This is a genomic window from Pseudoalteromonas sp. S558 (assembly GCF_005886635.1).
In the GTDB taxonomy this organism is placed as follows: Bacteria; Pseudomonadota; Gammaproteobacteria; order Enterobacterales; family Alteromonadaceae; genus Pseudoalteromonas; species Pseudoalteromonas aliena.
In genome coordinates this window covers 1-16,734 of record NZ_PNDU01000092.1, presented here as the reverse complement: position 1 = coordinate 16,734, position 16,734 = coordinate 1, and the positions used below count along the sequence as shown (strand labels likewise).

The window sequence follows — 16,734 nt, the reverse complement described above, 5'->3', positions numbered from 1 at the left end:
CAATCTCTATCAGCTATTTTGAGCGCTAACAGTGATGAATTTTCTTGCAATAGGCCCGCTATTGACGTGTAAATTCGCCTTGTTTTCACTGAAAATCTCTGGCTAGAGAAAATAAATTTAAATATCACCATGATTCAATATGTTAGTAAATCTCTTAACCAGAATTCAGATTAAATACTATTTTTCTTCATTTTTTTTGATTTAAATTTTTTTCGTCACATCTTTGTAAAAATAGCGTTCTATTATTAACCTCACCAATCTGGACTAGACCAGAAAACATGAGGTTCATTTAATGATAAAACGACACGCAATAGCAACGGCAGTATTACTGTGTACCAGCCCGTTATTCATCACTTGTAATGCCATAGCTCAAAACGCAACATTTGTAGGTACGGTAAAAGATAATAAAACACATTTATCAGGTGCGTTAATTAGTATTGTAGGCACTGATAAAAGTACGGTTACCAACTATCAAGGCCAATTTGAACTACCTAAGCTTGATGCGGGTAGCTATCAATTGAAAGTATCTTACTTAGGGTATCAACCTTATTTAATTGATATAAATATTGCAGAAGATGAGGTAAAAAAACTAAAACCAATCACTCTCTTTGCAGTAACAAACGACAATGCTATTGAAGAAATTATTGCCGTAGGACAAATTCAACGTGGTGAAATGGCCGCTGCAAATAACCAAAAAAATGCTAAAAGCATTAAAAATATAATCTCTGCAGATGGCATTGGTAAACTCCCCGACAGAAATGCTGCTGAGGCAGTGCAACGTATCCCTGGTGTCTCAATTGAGCGAGATCAAGGCGAAGGTCGCTTTGTTGCCGTTCGCGGTTTACCAGCACAGTGGAGCTCTGCAAGTATAAATGGCGATCGTTTACCTACCGCCGAGGAAGAAACCACCAGCCGCGCCACTGCATTTGACTTTTTCCCCAGTGAACTGATTGAATTTGTTGAGGTATCTAAAGCACTTACACCTGATATTGAAGGCGATGCGATTGGCGGCAACGTAAACTTTGTAACCAAAAAAGCACCCGATGATTTTGTATTTAATACCAATCTTGCTATTGGCCAAAATGAGTTAGCTGATGGTACAAATTACTCAGCTAATGTACTTTACGGAGACAGACTGCTTGATGACAAGTTAGGGTTCTTAATTAATGCGACCGCTTGGCAACGAGATTGGGCTACTGATAACTATGAACCTCGTCGCGGTAATGACGGCTTAGGTATTTATCGATTAGAACTACGTGATTACACGGGTACACGCGAAACCTATGGCCTAAATGGTGCTATTGAATATCAGTTAGAGCAGGGAACTTTAAGTGCTACAGCTATGTATGGCACACTAATAGATGATGAAACGCATTACAAACACCGCATGCGCTTTGATAAAAATCGCGCAGAAGTACAACATATTCGAAATGAATTAATCACTGAAATGACCGGTTTCGAGATTGCCGGTGAGCACTACTTCGGTTACGACAAAACCCTCTCATGGAAACTCTCTAGTTACGAAAACGAGTTTCGTTATGGTGATACACCTAATACCGATGACAACAGCTATTTTGTCGTGCGATTTGATCAAAAAGATGTCGGCTATCAAGGTCTAGAAGACCGTGGAACGGGTAAAAATTATGCCTATAACACGGTTGATAACGGCAGCGATCCTTGGAATGCAATCAGTAATCACTTACCCAATGGGTTTTCATTCGATCCCAGTAAAGCAAAGCTCTCTTGGGTAGAGCTTTATAAAGTATTCGTTAACGAAAAAGATAAAATTGTCGCCAGCACAGATTTTGAATGGCAACTAGACAGCGATTTAATATTAAAAGTAGGTGCTAAATATCGTGATAAAGAACGCGTAGCGCGTTTTAGTGATGAGTTTTACGCATGGGATGAAGCTCAGTATGGCGTAGCACCTACGTTAAGTGACTTTAGTTTGTCAGACCAACCAGGCAGAAATGACTACTTAAATGAGCTAAATGTTGACTATCAAAGTCAATTTTCGCAGGTTGCCGCAACTGATGCTTTGGCACAATTTTGGAATAAAAATAAAGAAAAATTTGTACTCGATAAGAGTGAGTCTGCTTTAATCGAAAATGGCGGTGCACTTGGTCGTAATTTTGATGTGAGTGAACAGCACGCATCGTTATACGCAATGGCAACTTATACCTTTAATAGCCAGTGGGAAATGTTAGGTGGATTACGGTTAACACAAACCGATACGAAAGTTGACGGTTACCTGTATTTAGCCGACGAGGATAAAGTCATCCCTAGCAGCGCAAGTAACGATTATCTCTCTGTGTTACCAGCATTGCACCTTACCTATCATTTTGATGAGCAAACAAACTATCGCTTAGCGTTAACTCGCTCATTTTCTCGTCCTGATTTTGGCTCCCTTACCCCTGGCGCAACTTATTTAGAAGCAGAAAACGAACTTGTTACTGGTAATCCAGAGCTTGATCCTACTTATTCAAATAATCTCGACTTTATGGCTGAGTACTTTTTTGAAAGAGTCGGTTTAATTTCTGCAGGGGTGTTCTACAAAGATATCAGCGACCCTATTTTTCAAAGTAGCTCAATGGGTAAGTTTGGCAACAAAAGTAGCGTCAATATTATTCGCCCAGAAAATGGGGATAGTGCATGGCTTGCTGGAGTTGAAATGGCTTTTAATCGTGACTTAGCCTTTATTAATCCTGCTTTGGAAAGTGTGGGCGTTATGGTCAATGCTACATTTATGGATTCACAAATGAGCATCCCAGGCAGAGCCGACAAGGTCGCAATTTCACGCCAAGCCGATAACTTATATAACTTTACCTTGTACTACGATGATTCATTTTTTGCTGCGCGTATTGCGCTTAACTATAAAGGCGAATATATCGAAGAGCATGGCAGCAACTCACAGTCTGATAGCTATTATGGCGATAACACCAGTGTTGATTTTACTACGTCATATCAGCTTAACGATAATGCATTAGTCTATTTAGAGTTAAACAATCTAACTAACGAGCCACTTAAATATTACTTAGGCGATGAGAGTCGCCCTTTGCAAGTCGAATATTACGGTGTGCGTGGCATGATTGGCATTAATTACCAATTCTGATCACTTTTATGTTGTGCGGGGCTATGCTCCGCAAAGGACTGCTTTATGTTTACTCAACCACAATGGCTAAAACGTGCTCACGGTATTGGCTTTGTTTTATTCGCCGCCAGCTCTGCGTTTATGACTTACTTTTGTATGTACGCTTTTCGAAAGCCCTTTACTGTAAATAGTTACACCGAGTTTGACGATCCTAGCTGGCAAGTCAGCTTTAAAATAGCTTTAATTCTTTCACAAGTTTTAGGCTATCTATGCGCTAAGTTTATAGGCGTTAAGGTCATTGCAGAAATGCGTCACCAACAACGCGGTCTAGCGATCATTGCCATGATCGCGGGTGCCGAATTATCGCTGATTTTATTTGCCATCACACCGGTTGGTTTTAATATTGTCTGGCTGTTTTTTAACGGTTTATCGCTTGGCATGATTTGGGGAATAGTGTTTAGCTTTTTAGAAGGCAGACGCACCTCTGAAATTCTTGGTGCGGTGCTCAGTGTTACCTTTATTCTCGCCTCTGGTTTAGTCAGAAGTGTTGGTAAATGGCTAATTGACACTTTAAATGTGCCTGAACTGTGGATGCCTGCTGCAACCGGCGCGCTTTTTTTGCCGATACTATTACTGAGTGTTAAATGTTTAACATTATTACCTGATCCAACCTTGGCAGATCAGCAAGCCCGTCAACAGCGCTTACCTATGGATGCCAAAGCACGCTGGCAGTTTTTTAAACGTTATTGGTTTGGTATCAGCGCTTTGATATTGAGCTTTTTACTCTTTACAGGCTTTCGTGATTTTCGTGACAACTTTGCAGCAGAAATATGGCAAGCACTGGGGTACGGGCAAGAGCCTGCTATTTTTGCTTATGCGGGGATCCGTATGGCACTCATCGTACTAATCGCTTTGGGCGCAATGGTACTGGTGAAAAATAATAAAACCGCATTTTACGTTAATCATGCATTTATATTATTTGGCGCTTGCTTACTTATAAGCAGCACTTTGGCTTTTGAAAGTCAATTACTTAGCGCCAAAGCCTGGATGGTGTTACTCGGTGCAGGCCTTTATATTAGCTACATTCCCTATAACTGCTTCTTATTTGATCGAATGATTTCGGCCGTTGGTTCAACAGCTAACGCAGGGTTTTTAATATATCTAGCCGACTCTGCTGGCTATTTAGGCTCTGTGGGCATTTTACTCTATCGCACCTTTGTAATGCCTGAAATCAGTTGGCTGAACTTCTTTATTACGGCCAGTTATTGGGTCGGCACTGTGGCTGGGTTTTTAGTTCTGTGCTCGTTAAGTTACTTTTCAATTCGTTTATCTACACAAAAAACACCTGCGCCAACATTGGCCTCTATAAATATTTAAGGAACATTATGACAAAGTTAGAAGCACTCATTTTAGATTGGGCCGGCACGGTTGTTGATCATGGCTCAGTTGCTCCAACCACCATTTTTGTTGAAGCATTTAAAACCGCGTTTAATTTCGAAATCAGTTTACAAGAAGCGCGCATTCCAATGGGTATGGGTAAATGGGATCACATCGCAACATTAGGATCACTTGCCGATATTAAAGCGCGTTGGCAAACACAGTTTGGTGCGCCTATGAGTAATGACCAAATTGATCATATTTACGAGACTTTTATGCCATTACAAAAAGCCAAAGTCGCTGAGCGAGCAATGCCAATTGCAGGGGTATTACCGGTGTTAAATCGCTTAAAGCAACAAGGTTTGAAAATAGGCAGTTGCTCAGGTTATCCTCGCCAAGTTATGGATATATTAGAAGTTGCGGCGGCTGAATATGGTTATAAACCCGATCACAGCGTGGGCAGCGATGAATTATCAGCGGGATCTCGCCCTGGTCCTTGGATGGCCCTTGAAAATGTAAATGTATTGGGGATCAGCAATGTCGCACATTGCGTTAAAGTCGACGACTCAGCACCTGGTATTGCAGAAGGCTTAAACGCCGGAATGTGGACAGTCGGCGTTGCATTAACAGGCAATGCAGTGGGCCTAACAGAGTCACAATGGCAAGCATGTTCACAAACCGAACAAGATGAACTTACCCGTACAGCCTACCAACAACTTTATTACAGTGGCGCACATTACGTGATTGATTCACTCGCTGATATTGAGCCTATTCTTATGCAAATTGAAGCAAGACTTGCACGTGGAGAGCGCCCTTAATGACATATCAACCTTTTTGGTTTGATAGCGCTATAAATGAGGAGGCCGCTGCGCCTTTTCATTTATTACCCCAAGGGCATCACACTGATGTGTGCATTATTGGTGGCGGGTTCACCGGCCTTTGGACTGCAATCAATATTAAACAGCAACATCCTACAAAAAAAGTAACCATTATTGAGCAAGGATTATGCGGCCAAGGCGCATCTGGGCGAAATGGCGGCGCAATGCTAACCTGGTCAACAAAGCTTCCTAGCCTAATTAAGCTTGTTGGTTTAGATAACGCGCTATTTTTAGTTAAGCAATCTGAACTAGCCGTGCATGAAATAAGCGCATTCACAAAAGAACAAGGTATTGACTGTGACTGCAGAATTGACGGATGTTTTTATACCGCCTCTAACCGTGCACAACTGGGCTTGCTTGATAACGCTTTGGATTGTTTAGATCAATTTAAACTCAATTCTTGGCAAAAGTGCACTGCTGAGCAACTGTTACAAACAGGCTCAAAACAAAATTTGCATGCTCATTTTTCTGCTCATGGCGGCAGTATCCAACCAGCAAAATTAGTCAGAGGGCTTAAGCGTGTTGCCCAACAAATGGGGGTTGATGTTATTGAGCATTGTCGTTATAAACAGCATCATGGGCATGAGCCAATAAATGTCACCACCAATCAAGGGGCATTAGTTTGTAATACCCTTATCTTTGCTGTTAATGCGTGGCTACCCACTTTACAAAGCCAGTTTTCCCGCTCAGTAGTCTTGGTTTCAAGTGACATGATCATCACCAAACCAATACCTGATGTGCTTGAGCAGCTCAAGTTAAACCATGGTAGTGCAATTATTGATTCTCGCACTTTTGTTAACTATTACCGCAGCACCTCAGATGGGCGTTTAATGCTTGGCAAAGGTGGAAATTTTTTCAGTTATGGTAATAAAGTACACCCCAAATTTGACCAACCAAGTCACTATAAAAAATTACTTAATAGCTCATTGGCTCATTTTTTCAAAGGGCATGAACTGCCTATCGAACGCACATGGACTGGGCCATCTGACAGAAGTGCCACTGGCTTTCCTTTTTTCGGGCATTTAAACGCACATCCGCAAGTGCTTTATGCAGGTGGTTATTCTGGTAATGGTATTGTTCAGTCTTATTTAGGCGCAAAAATACTCTCAGCTATGGTGCTTAATAATAATCCACAATGGCAACACTGCGGATTAGTAAATCAGCCGCTTAAGCAATTCCCAATAGAGCCTATTCGTACCGCTGGCGCCTATATTGTGCGTAATGCTATTCGCCGTAAAGAGTTGGCTGAAGATTTAAACTTGCAACCGCATAAAATCGACTGCTACTTAGCTAAACTCAGCGGTAGTGCAGCAAAAGTTGACACGCAATCACTCAGGTAATATACAATGTCTAAACAAGATTTTCCTGCCATTGCTTCAACAGTAGCAGAAATTAGTTTTTTATATCTCACTTACGGGAATATTCACTACGATGAAGCCTGTTCGCAGTTTGCTCACGGTGCACAATGTGCCTCATTAGCGCAACGCCAAGGTCACAAGGATGATATTGTGATTGCCGCATTTTTACATGATATTGGCCACTTAATTGCACAGCACCAGCAAAAATCAGATATGAATCAACAAGGCTATATTCATCATAGCCAGCTTGGAGCTGATTTTTTAAAAGCTCACAATTTTAGTCATGCAGTGGTCCGGATGGTGCAATATCATGTGCAGGCCAAGCGTTATTTGGTGTCAACTTCAAAGTGCTATCGTGCTTTACTGTCAACCGCAAGTCGAAAAACACTACAGCAACAAGGAGATGGATTAACAAAACATCAGCAACAGGTTTTTGAAAACCAACCTGACTTTGAAGATTTACTTACATTACGTCATCTCGATGATGCAGGTAAAGATCCAGATATGGTTACATCAGCTCTGTCATACTGGTTACAAAAAATTGAGCTGTACTTACAGCACGTTAGTGCATACGCAAAAAAATTTAACCTAGAAAGATAAACTGACCCTAAACTAAGCTGGCAAATAATTAACCTAAATTTTGGTTAAGATATTTATTAACATACTGATTTAATAATATAAACTGAATGCTATAAGCGTTAACAGTGGTCGTTTGAGATGGGTTAATTATTCACACCTCAAGTCAATGAACGGTAAACATAAAACTATGCTTTTATTTCAAGAAATTCGCAATTATATCCTCACCCTACTCCAGCAAGACGAAATTGCTACGGGCAGTAAGCTGCCCTCAGAGCGGGCTTTACAAGAGCACTTTAATTCTACACGTATTACTGTGCGTGAAGCATTGATCCGATTAGAAGCAGAAGGATTAATTTATAGTCAAAAACGAAAAGGCTGGTTTGTCACTCCACATAAACTAAAATGGCATCCCGCAACAAAAGTTAACTTCTACGAACTTGCTAAGCAGCAAGGCTTCACAGCACAAACACGTTTAGTGAGTGTGAACAAAATTGATAACATTAATTTTACCGATATCTTTAGCGCACAGAGTCTATATCATCTACAGCGTGTGCGTAGCTTGGACAATCGTGCAGTTATGTTTGAAGACATTTTTTGTGATGCACAGCGCTTTGACGGTCTTAATAAGCATTCGTTAAATAGCTCAATTACCGAGATCATGGCCAAACAATATGCAACAAATGTAGTAAAAGAACAGAGCATTATTAGCGTAACGGTGCTTCCTGACGATGTCTGCGAGATGCTTGAAAAAAACAGTGGTACACCATGCTTAAAAGTAGTGCGTCAACGTTTTGATGAGCAACAAAAATTGGTTGATCATAATATTGAATATTGGTTACACAATGCGATTGAAATGATTGTCGAAGGCCAATAAAAGCGATACTTCTAGTATCGCTTTTATTGCTCAATTTATACTGTATCTTGCCAATAAAGATTACTTGCTACGGCGTCAAGCAAGCGATGCATATCAGCTGCAAATACGTGGCCAATGTTACCAATACGAAAGCAATCCGCATCCGACACTTTACCCGGATAAATCACAAATCCTTGGTTTTTTAGTGCATTATAAAACGTTTTAAAGTCGTAATCCTGTCCTGTTGGCGATAAAAACGAGGTAATAATCGGTGAATGCACTGACGTATTTAATAAAGGAGAAAAACCAAGCTTTTTCATTCCCGTGACAAGAATGTGCTGGTTTTCCTTGTAACGTTTATAACGCTCTGTGATCCCTCCCTCTTCTTCAAGTTCGACTAATGCCTGATAAAAAGCCCGTACGACATGAGTTGGTGAAGTAAAACGCCACTTACCATTGTTTTTCTCCATACAGTGCCACTGTGCAAAGAGATCTAAAGAAAGGGAACGTGAAACGCCTTCGCTTTGCGCTATAAGATGGTGTTTGCAAATCACAAAACCAAAACCTGGTACACCTTGAATACATTTATTTGCCGAGCTAATCATCACATCAACATGCCAATCAGCCAAATCGAAAGGGATCCCGCCAAAACTGCTCATTGCATCTAAAACAAACACCTTGTTATACGTTTTGGCCAACTGCCCCAAGGCTTCGGCTGGATTTAACATACCCGTGGTTGTTTCGCAGTGAACCATTGCTATATGCGTAATGTCAGAGTCGTTTAGTAAAACAGCTTCAATATCAGCTACATTCGGTAGTTGGGTTTCGGTGTAATTGATAATGTGTGTGTTAATATTCAAATAGGCAGCAATTTCGCCTATTCGCTCACCATATGCCCCATTATTAATAACCAACAATTTATCACTGCTTTTTATTAAGCTACCAAGAGCAGACTCTACACTCGCTGTTCCGCTGCCTTGCATTAGCACACTGGTGTAACCTGGATGTGCCGTAGCAAGTGCCACCAACTTAGCTCTAATTGCCTGAACTACACCTTGGTTATATTCATCGTCCCATGTACACCAATCCTTTAGCATCGCTTTTTTTACTGTATCAGAAGTACTTAGCGGCCCTGGGGTTAGTAATAAATAATCATTCATAGTTATTCCATTCAATCTGGTCTAGTCCAGACAGTATTGAAGATTTTAACTTGAAAAAACAGTGAAATTTTTATGACAGATCAAAGCAAAAAAAGGGCCTTTCGGCCCTTAGGTTGTTAAATAACAAAGGGAGAGTTATTTATTAAAAACGGTATTCTGCGCCGATATAGTAATAAGCACCATTAAAGCCAAATGGCGCTGAACGGCGTGAGTACTCAAATACACCAGGGCTACTTACAATAGTATTACCATTTGCATCGACAATGGTACCTGAACGTGAATTACCTATTTTGTTTTTGTCAGGATAGACATCAAACAAATTGTTAGCACCAATGTTGACAGATAGGTCTTCTGTAACAAAGTAATTCACTTTAATATCAGTCAAAATTTCTGCTGAATACGTTTGGCTGCCACCATCTTCAACCGTGTATTCACCAAAGCGATTGAGCGATAAATTAACCGTCCAATCATCGCGTTGATAAAGCGCACTTAAGTTAATACGATCCTCTGGTTGCCATTCTTCGATGATTGAAATTTCTTGATCTGAGAATACATCTTCAACCGGCACTGTTTCTAAACCTGAACCTGCTGGTGTAAATAACGACACAACATCAGTTTTAGTAAAGTTAGCAGCAAGTGTAAAATCAAGTGTGCCGCCTAAACCTTCTGTATTCCATGTTGCTACAAAATCGATACCACGCGTTTCAGTATCAGCACCATTTAAGAAAAACTGACCCGCACCGGCACCAGAGCTAACTAGTGCGGCATCTAAGCTAGAAGAAAGCCCTTTGCCTAAACGATTACTGATAACAATACGATCGTCAATATCTATCGAGTAGTAATCAACCGTCACGTTAATATTATCAGTTACGTTATACACAATACCTAAACTGCGATTTTGAGATTTTTCTTCTGTCAGTTTTGGAATACCTAAACTTTGCGCAAGTGTTGAATCATTTCTGAATGTCCCCACTTCTTCAGCAACCAATGTACCATTTGGACCGACAACAAACTGCGTACTAATATTATTAAAGTATAACTGTTGCATAGACGGGGCTCTAAAGCCTGAGCTTAATGCACCGCGTAGTGAAATATCCTCAGTAACTGACCAGTTACCCGCTAGTTTAAAGTTAACAGTATCACCAAAGCCTTTGTAGTTATCGTAGCGAAGTGCGCCCGATAAAATGACATCGTCTATCACATATGCTTCTGCGTCTATGTAAAATGAAATGACATCACGCGACTCATCAACAGATGAAGCAGGAGATGAACCACCAAAACCTTGCGTGCCACCAGATGCGTTTTCACTCCCTACACCACCACTTAACCCGTTGTAAATACTTACCCCGTTATTTGTATCGTAATCGCGGTATGCGTATTCATTACCTTCTAAAATACGGTATTCGTCAGTACGAATTTCGGCGCCCATCGCTAAAGAGTAATCATCAAAGTTTTGCGTAAAATCAAGATTGATGGTTTGCAGTGATAACTCCATACCATATGCATATGCTTCACGAGGGATTGTTGTACGAATATCTGCAGCACTTAAACCTTGGTCATAACGTAAAAAGTTAGCGTATGAAGCATTGATTGTGTCACTTGTTGTGTAATCAATACTATTTTCACCGTAAGTGTAAGATAAGTCTAGGCTTGCATCATTATCAAACTGTGTTTTATAACCGAAGTTATAGGAAATGTCATCGATAGTGGTGTTTATTTTTGGTAAGAAACCTAACGGAATTGTCGCATCGTTATCTTGTAGTACTGGGTTACCGCCCGCATTTGCATTATGACGGAAAAACGCAGCCGATTCGTTATCACGCGTCGAGTAAGTAATAAAACCATAAAGCTCGCCATCACCTAACTCATAACCTGTATTAATTGTTAAACCAAACTGTTGAGAGTCGGCATCACCAATTCTAAATGTATCTCTGTCTGCGGTCACTTCACGCGGATCACCAGCTAATAAAGTACCGTCACTTAGCTCTGTACAACCGTAAAATTGGCAAGAGCCATGTAAACCAGCACGGTTAGTTGGCGAACGGTCGCGGTAATTAATTGTTGCATTTAAATAACCGTCATCGCCAAGCGCAAAGCCTTTATTAAAATCAACATTAATCGTTTCGCCATCACCTTCTGAATATTGACCATAATTGATAGCCGCTTTACCGCCTTCGCTACCATCTTTAAGAACAATATTAATAACACCGGCAATTGCATCAGAGCCATATTGGGCCGCAGCGCCATCACGCAGTACTTCAATGCGTTTAATAGCAGAGGCTGGAATTGCATTCATATCAGTCCCCGCAGTACCACGTCCTACTGATGTATTGATATGAATAATACTTGCTTGGTGGCGACGTTTACCGTTGATCAACACGAGTGTTTGATCTGGACCCAAACCACGCAGTGTGGCAGGTCTTAATGCATCGGTACCATCACTAATTGACGAGCTTGAAAAGTTAAATGAAGGGGCAATAGACTGTAACATACGGCCAACTTCGGTTTGGCCTGTGTTTTCAAGCGCTTCAGCACTTAAAATATCTACTGGAACGGGTAAATCTTCAACTGAACGCCCTGCTACGCGGCTACCGACAATAGCAATTTTTTCAATTTTTTCTTGAGCAACTTCTTGTGCTGCATTGACACCTTGTGAATTTACCGCAAGTAACGCGGGTAATATGGCTGCACTGACCGCTGAAAGCTTCATCATGTTGTTATCATTCCTGTTGATTTGTTTGAGTTTTATACTCAGTAATCCATTTTGATCAACAACCGCATCGAGCTCAGTTCCACCTAGCAATGCTGCTAATGCATCTAGCTGGGTATAAAATCCATACACTGAATTTGCATCATATTGCTTTGCCAACTCATAAGAAAACACCACTGTTTGCTCGGTTTGCTTAGCAAATTCAATTAAGGCTTTGTCTGCTCGCTGCGCTTTTATATCAAATTGCACCATTTGCCCAGTGGTTTGAGTCGTGGCTTGCACACTGATAGTAAAAATCGCAGGGGCAAGCACACTTAAACCACCCAATAAATGCGTATGGTTACTGCGCAACTTATATAAACAACTGACAAACAAAAATCCTCTATGGCTTTGTTTCTTTTTTTTAATATTTTTTTTACGTGTGATCTCTATAGATGCAACTTTATCTAACATATGTTTGATTTGCATAGCTGCTACTTATGATTTTGTCTGGTATTTAAGACTTACCACATGCTCGCCTAAACGTTCATGGTCAATTGAAAAGTTAGTTTGTAAGCTCTCAAGTAAGCCGGCTACGTCGCCAGCTCTAAATACGCCTGCCACTTTAATTTTAGCAAGCTCTGCAGACGATAATTCAAAGCGCGTAGCAGTATAGCGACTCACCTCGTTTAAAGCGTCACCTAATTGCTCCCCGTTAAAAATTAACATCCCATTTTGCCATGCTAAGTCACGTTGTACATCATCTACAGAAAGCTGCGTTATTGGTTTTGTTATACTTTGTTCAATAACCGCTTTTTCGCCAGAAGTAACAATATTAGCATTAATTTGACGAATTTTTTGTGTGCTGTTGTCAGCAAGTTGGTACGCTTTAAAGTCGTTAGCATCAACCGCGACACTTGGATCGGTGATCATCACTTTGCCTTCGGTAACCACGAGCTCTAAATCTGATGAAGTATTGCGTTGTACATTAAATACCGTGCCTAACGCAGTAAAGCTCTTATCACCCGCCATAACACTAAATGGACGCGATACATCTTTTGCCACGTTAAAACGCCCTTCCCCCTTATTGAGTAATAATTGCCTGCGCCCTTTGCTATAAGCAACTTCTAACATACTGTTCGTATTTAACTGCACAATAGTCCCATCGGGTAAGACATAGGTTGCTTGTTCGCCCACTTTAGTTTGATAAATTTTAGTGTAATTGACTTTAGCTAACTCTTTATCAAAGTCATTTTCTAAATTAACCAATAAATAGCTGCAAACCATTAACGCTGCAAATAAACTTGCCGCAATAGAATATGGAACAACCCACTTGCTTTTAGAGTGGTTAGCACTATTGTGTTGTGGGAATAAAATGCTTAATTCATTTAACACAGAAAGTTCATCCCACAATTGGGCAATTTCGTATACTGCGTCTTGATGCGCGGCACTTTGCAGCATCCACAGCTTAAATTGTTCTTTTTCTTCATTGCTAAGCCCACGATCAATAGCACTTACCCATGTACAGGCTTTTTCTAAAATTACGTTTTTTGAAGTAAATGGATGCACATTGCTCATTTTGCAACTCTCTGTGTTGACAACGGTTGCAATGAAGCTGGCGTAGTGTTGTTTTGTGAATTAATATTTTGGTCATGCTCTCGCATATACAATAGGGTTTGTAATAATCCCTTTGCTATATGCTTTTCCACCGTACTTTGGCTTAGCTGCATGTTTTCTGCTATTTCTTTTTGGCTCATACCGTATACTTTTTTTAATATAAAGCATTTACGAATCGAGGCACTAAGCTGTTCTGTGGCTCTACAAAAAAGTAAAAAGCGCTCTTTAGAGGTGTATTCATCCTCAAGCTGCATTGATTTAAGCAACATGGGCAATTCGCTGTTTTGCTCTAAAGATTCGTTAAATTTGTTATCCCACTTAGCAATATGATTAAGTGCTAAATGCTTTGCTGTTTTAAGCATGTAACTGCGGGTAAATTGAATATCTTGTTTTAAATCGGCTTCGTAGCTTTTTATAAACGTTTCTTGCACAATGTCTTCTACGTCATCGGGCTGAACTATACGAGAAACAAAACGCTTAAGTTGACTTGAAATATCAACAAATGTTGACGTAAACGTTACTTTTTTCGTCATCCTTAACATCCACCTGTTGTTATTTTTATTACTAGTAGATTACGAGTTTTGAGCATAAAAACAAGCAAAATGTTAACTTTGGGTTATTTATATGGATAGAAAGATAAATGAGTAAATTTTTAGATTATATTCGATTAAGCTTTTTTGCCTGCGGCTTGCTTTTAGGTGTGCAAATTCCTGCATTTGTAAGCGACTTTGGACAGGCCCTAAATGCACAACTCATTGAAGCCAATAAAGCAATTGCACCATTTAAAAATGATGCCGCACAGTACTTTAACAATGACTTAGAGAAACTAATCAAGCACTATCAAAATTTAGATGATGATATTGTCGGTAAAGGTGCAAACAATATTGATGCACTCAATACTCGCCAGCAAACATTGCAAACTGCCGTTAATGCATTTTCAAAGTCGCCCTATTTATTTACACTCACCAGTAATTTAAGTGATATAAAACAACAAGTATGGCAACGTTTTGAAGGACAAATTATTTTAAAGCAGGACTCAATTACAGCCGCTGTTATTGCAGCCATTATTATAGCCCTACTCGCAGAGCTTAGTGGTTATCTAGTTTTAACAGGAATAAAACGCGCGTACCTGCGATTATTTACAGCTTAAAAATAGCGATTTCATAAAATCATAAAATACATCGGTTTTGCGAGTGGTTAAACTATTTTGCGGCCGTAAAAACCACACTGGCGCGTCACTTTGCGCCATCACACCCGCCATTATTTCAACTAAAGTGCCATTTTTAAGCTCCTCGTTAATGGCTATTTTTGATTTAATTGCAATGCCATGTCCTGCAATAGCAGCTTGAGTCATGTTGTCTGAGTTTGAAATAGTAAAACGAGTTTTAGCATTAAAAGTATGTATTTTTTTGTGTTCGTCAAACAGTTTTAATTGCCGTTGCCACGGCAAACATACCCAATAATGTTCGCTCAACTGCATTAAATTTTTAGGCATACCGTGTTTTTCTATATAACTCGGCGCTGCGCAAAGTATTCGGCTATTATTTACTATTTTTCGCGACAGCAATCCTGAGTCATTTAACTGCCCTACCCGAATCGCCACGTCTTGCGCGTCATCAACCACATTTACAAAATGATCGGTTATTAAAAAATCAAGTTTTAGCTCAGGATAAGCCTGCTCTAACTCATTAAGTTTAGGCATTACATATTTTGAAAAAACCCAAGGTGGCATAGTCACGCGTAATAAACCGCTCACTGATGAACTTCGTGCACCGATACTATGCTCTGCGTCCTGCAGTGCTTCTATTATGGCGCCAACTCGGGTATAAAATATTTCTCCTGCGGGAGATAATCGTATTCGTCGGCTATCTCTAAAAACAAGCACGGTAGCAAGTTCGCGCTCTAATTTACTCAAGCGATGGCTTACCGTTGCAGGTGATAAACGTTGCTCGCGCGCAGCAGCAAGTACCCCTTTGTTTTCAACCACAGCTATAAATGTTTCTAAATCACTTAAGTTATACATAAAGGTGCCATTGAGCATTTTTCAATGTTTAATATTTTCGAATGAAGCTTTCACTTTTGCAATGTTTATTTAAATAACTAAAACACTATACTGTCATACAGTTTAATTATTGAGGTTCAATCATGAGTTTAAAAGCGCAAATAGATGCCTACAACATCCAAAAAGAGGCCAAATTACCGGCTGATGTTTTGGCATTAATGAACACCACAAACGAAGAGCTTATCGCACAGCATATTAAAGACAATGCGTTGCAAACTGGCCAAAAAGTAGAGAACTTCAGCTTAGTAAATCATAAAGGCGAAAACGTTAAACTTGCGGATTTACTACAAAAAGGCCCTGTCATTATTAGCTTTTATCGAGGTGGTTGGTGTCCGTATTGTAATTTAGAGCTAAAGGCACTTAACGATTACTTACCGCAATTTAAAACTCAAAGCGCTCAATTAGTGGCTATATCACCACAGTTGCCTGATGAAACTCTCTCTACGGCTCAAAAAAACGATCTCGAATTTGATGTACTTTCAGATGTTAGTAATGAAGTAGCTGAGCAATTTGGTTTGTTGTTTACACTCGATGAGCGTATTCAAAGGTTATATACCGAATTTGGCATTGATTTTGAACACTACTATGGCGATAAAAGCTTTAAATTGCCGCTACCTGCCACTTATGTAATTAATCAAGAGGGTATTATTACTTATGCCTTTTTAAATGAAGATTACACATTACGTGCAGAACCTATTGATGTTATGGCAGCACTTGAATCGGAGGATAATTAATGTCTATTTTAAAGTCGTTAAAAACGCTTACGCTTTCACTACTTGTGGGCACAAGCCTTGTATCTGGTTACGCCTTAGCTGATGAACCAAAAGAACAAGCAAAACCTAAAGTGCTTATTTTTGATGTAAACGAAACCCTACTTGATCTAACGTCAATGCGTACATCAATAGGTAAAGCACTAGGGCGTGTTGACCTTTCGTGATTAATTTTGCAGCAGACTGTTTGGTATTTAGGCAAGGCAGAGCCTATGTAGTGTGGTTATTCCCCATAAATAGGCGATAACGCAGCATAAATGCCAAACATGCGCTGCCCTTTGGGTTCTTTCTAGGGACGAT

The 16,734-nt window shown here is 40.0% G+C and carries 13 protein-coding genes and 1 pseudogene; 9 read left to right on the top strand and 5 right to left on the bottom strand.

Annotated features, from left to right (window positions below; genetic code table 11):
• The first annotated feature begins 292 nt into the window (after positions 1-292).
• The 6 genes from CWB66_RS07660 to CWB66_RS07635 all read left to right on the top strand — a co-directional run bounded on the left by CWB66_RS07660 (position 293) and on the right by CWB66_RS07635 (position 8,157).
• A complete protein-coding gene (locus CWB66_RS07660; RefSeq protein WP_138584900.1) occupies positions 293-3,112 on the top strand; it encodes a TonB-dependent receptor in 2,820 nt (939 codons plus the stop codon).
• A gap of 45 nt (positions 3,113-3,157) precedes the next feature.
• Positions 3,158-4,468 (top strand): DUF5690 family protein, encoded by a 1,311-nt coding sequence (locus tag CWB66_RS07655; protein ID WP_138584899.1) that lies wholly within the window; start codon positions 3,158-3,160, stop codon positions 4,466-4,468.
• Positions 4,469-4,476: 8 nt separating this feature from the next.
• Positions 4,477-5,286: a phosphonoacetaldehyde hydrolase gene (gene phnX, locus CWB66_RS07650; RefSeq protein ID WP_054203539.1), complete on the top strand. Its 810-nt coding sequence runs from the start codon at positions 4,477-4,479 to the stop codon at positions 5,284-5,286.
• On the top strand, positions 5,286-6,686 hold the full coding sequence (locus tag CWB66_RS07645; RefSeq protein ID WP_138584898.1) for an FAD-dependent oxidoreductase: 1,401 nt from the start codon (positions 5,286-5,288) through the stop codon (positions 6,684-6,686). Before phnX ends, CWB66_RS07645 begins: the two co-directional genes overlap by 1 nt.
• Before the next feature lie 6 nt (positions 6,687-6,692).
• Positions 6,693-7,304, top strand: a complete 612-nt coding sequence (locus tag CWB66_RS07640; protein ID WP_138584897.1) for an HD domain-containing protein — start codon at positions 6,693-6,695, stop codon at positions 7,302-7,304.
• A 166-nt stretch (positions 7,305-7,470) separates the two neighbouring features.
• The gene (locus CWB66_RS07635) at positions 7,471-8,157 is read left to right on the top strand and encodes a GntR family transcriptional regulator (protein WP_077539058.1); all 687 of its coding nucleotides are present in this window, start codon (positions 7,471-7,473) and stop codon (positions 8,155-8,157) included.
• 35 nt (positions 8,158-8,192) lie between these two features.
• Here the strand turns inward: CWB66_RS07635 and phnW are convergent, their stop codons facing one another.
• The 4 genes from phnW to CWB66_RS07615 all read right to left on the bottom strand — a co-directional run bounded on the left by phnW (position 8,193) and on the right by CWB66_RS07615 (position 14,135).
• A complete protein-coding gene (gene phnW, locus CWB66_RS07630) occupies positions 8,193-9,296 on the bottom strand; it encodes a 2-aminoethylphosphonate--pyruvate transaminase (RefSeq protein ID WP_138584896.1) in 1,104 nt (367 codons plus the stop codon).
• A 142-nt stretch (positions 9,297-9,438) separates the two neighbouring features.
• A complete protein-coding gene (locus CWB66_RS07625) occupies positions 9,439-12,474 on the bottom strand; it encodes a TonB-dependent receptor plug domain-containing protein (protein WP_138584895.1) in 3,036 nt (1,011 codons plus the stop codon).
• A gap of 9 nt (positions 12,475-12,483) precedes the next feature.
• Positions 12,484-13,563, bottom strand: a complete 1,080-nt coding sequence (locus CWB66_RS07620; RefSeq protein ID WP_138584894.1) for a FecR family protein — start codon at positions 13,561-13,563, stop codon at positions 12,484-12,486.
• The gene (locus CWB66_RS07615) at positions 13,560-14,135 is read right to left on the bottom strand and encodes a sigma-70 family RNA polymerase sigma factor (protein WP_138584893.1); all 576 of its coding nucleotides are present in this window, start codon (positions 14,133-14,135) and stop codon (positions 13,560-13,562) included. The genes CWB66_RS07620 and CWB66_RS07615 overlap by 4 nt, the downstream gene beginning before the upstream one ends.
• Positions 14,136-14,242: 107 nt before the next feature.
• On the opposite strand from CWB66_RS07615, the gene CWB66_RS07610 reads away from it, so the two are divergent.
• Positions 14,243-14,752 carry a DUF2937 family protein gene (locus CWB66_RS07610; protein WP_138584892.1) on the top strand — a complete coding sequence of 170 codons (510 nt, stop codon included), beginning with the start codon at positions 14,243-14,245 and terminating at the stop codon, positions 14,750-14,752.
• On the opposite strand, the gene CWB66_RS07605 is transcribed toward CWB66_RS07610, so the two are convergent.
• Positions 14,738-15,625, bottom strand: a complete 888-nt coding sequence (locus tag CWB66_RS07605; protein ID WP_138584891.1) for a LysR family transcriptional regulator — start codon at positions 15,623-15,625, stop codon at positions 14,738-14,740. The genes CWB66_RS07610 and CWB66_RS07605 overlap by 15 nt on opposite strands.
• A 122-nt stretch (positions 15,626-15,747) precedes the next feature.
• On the opposite strand from CWB66_RS07605, the gene CWB66_RS07600 reads away from it, so the two are divergent.
• On the top strand, positions 15,748-16,398 hold the full coding sequence (locus CWB66_RS07600; protein WP_138584890.1) for a peroxiredoxin-like family protein: 651 nt from the start codon (positions 15,748-15,750) through the stop codon (positions 16,396-16,398).
• Positions 16,398-16,595, top strand: a pseudogene (locus CWB66_RS07595) (haloacid dehalogenase type II); the annotation flags it as partial. The gene CWB66_RS07600 and the pseudogene CWB66_RS07595, both read left to right, overlap by 1 nt.
• Positions 16,596-16,734: the final 139 nt, after the last annotated feature.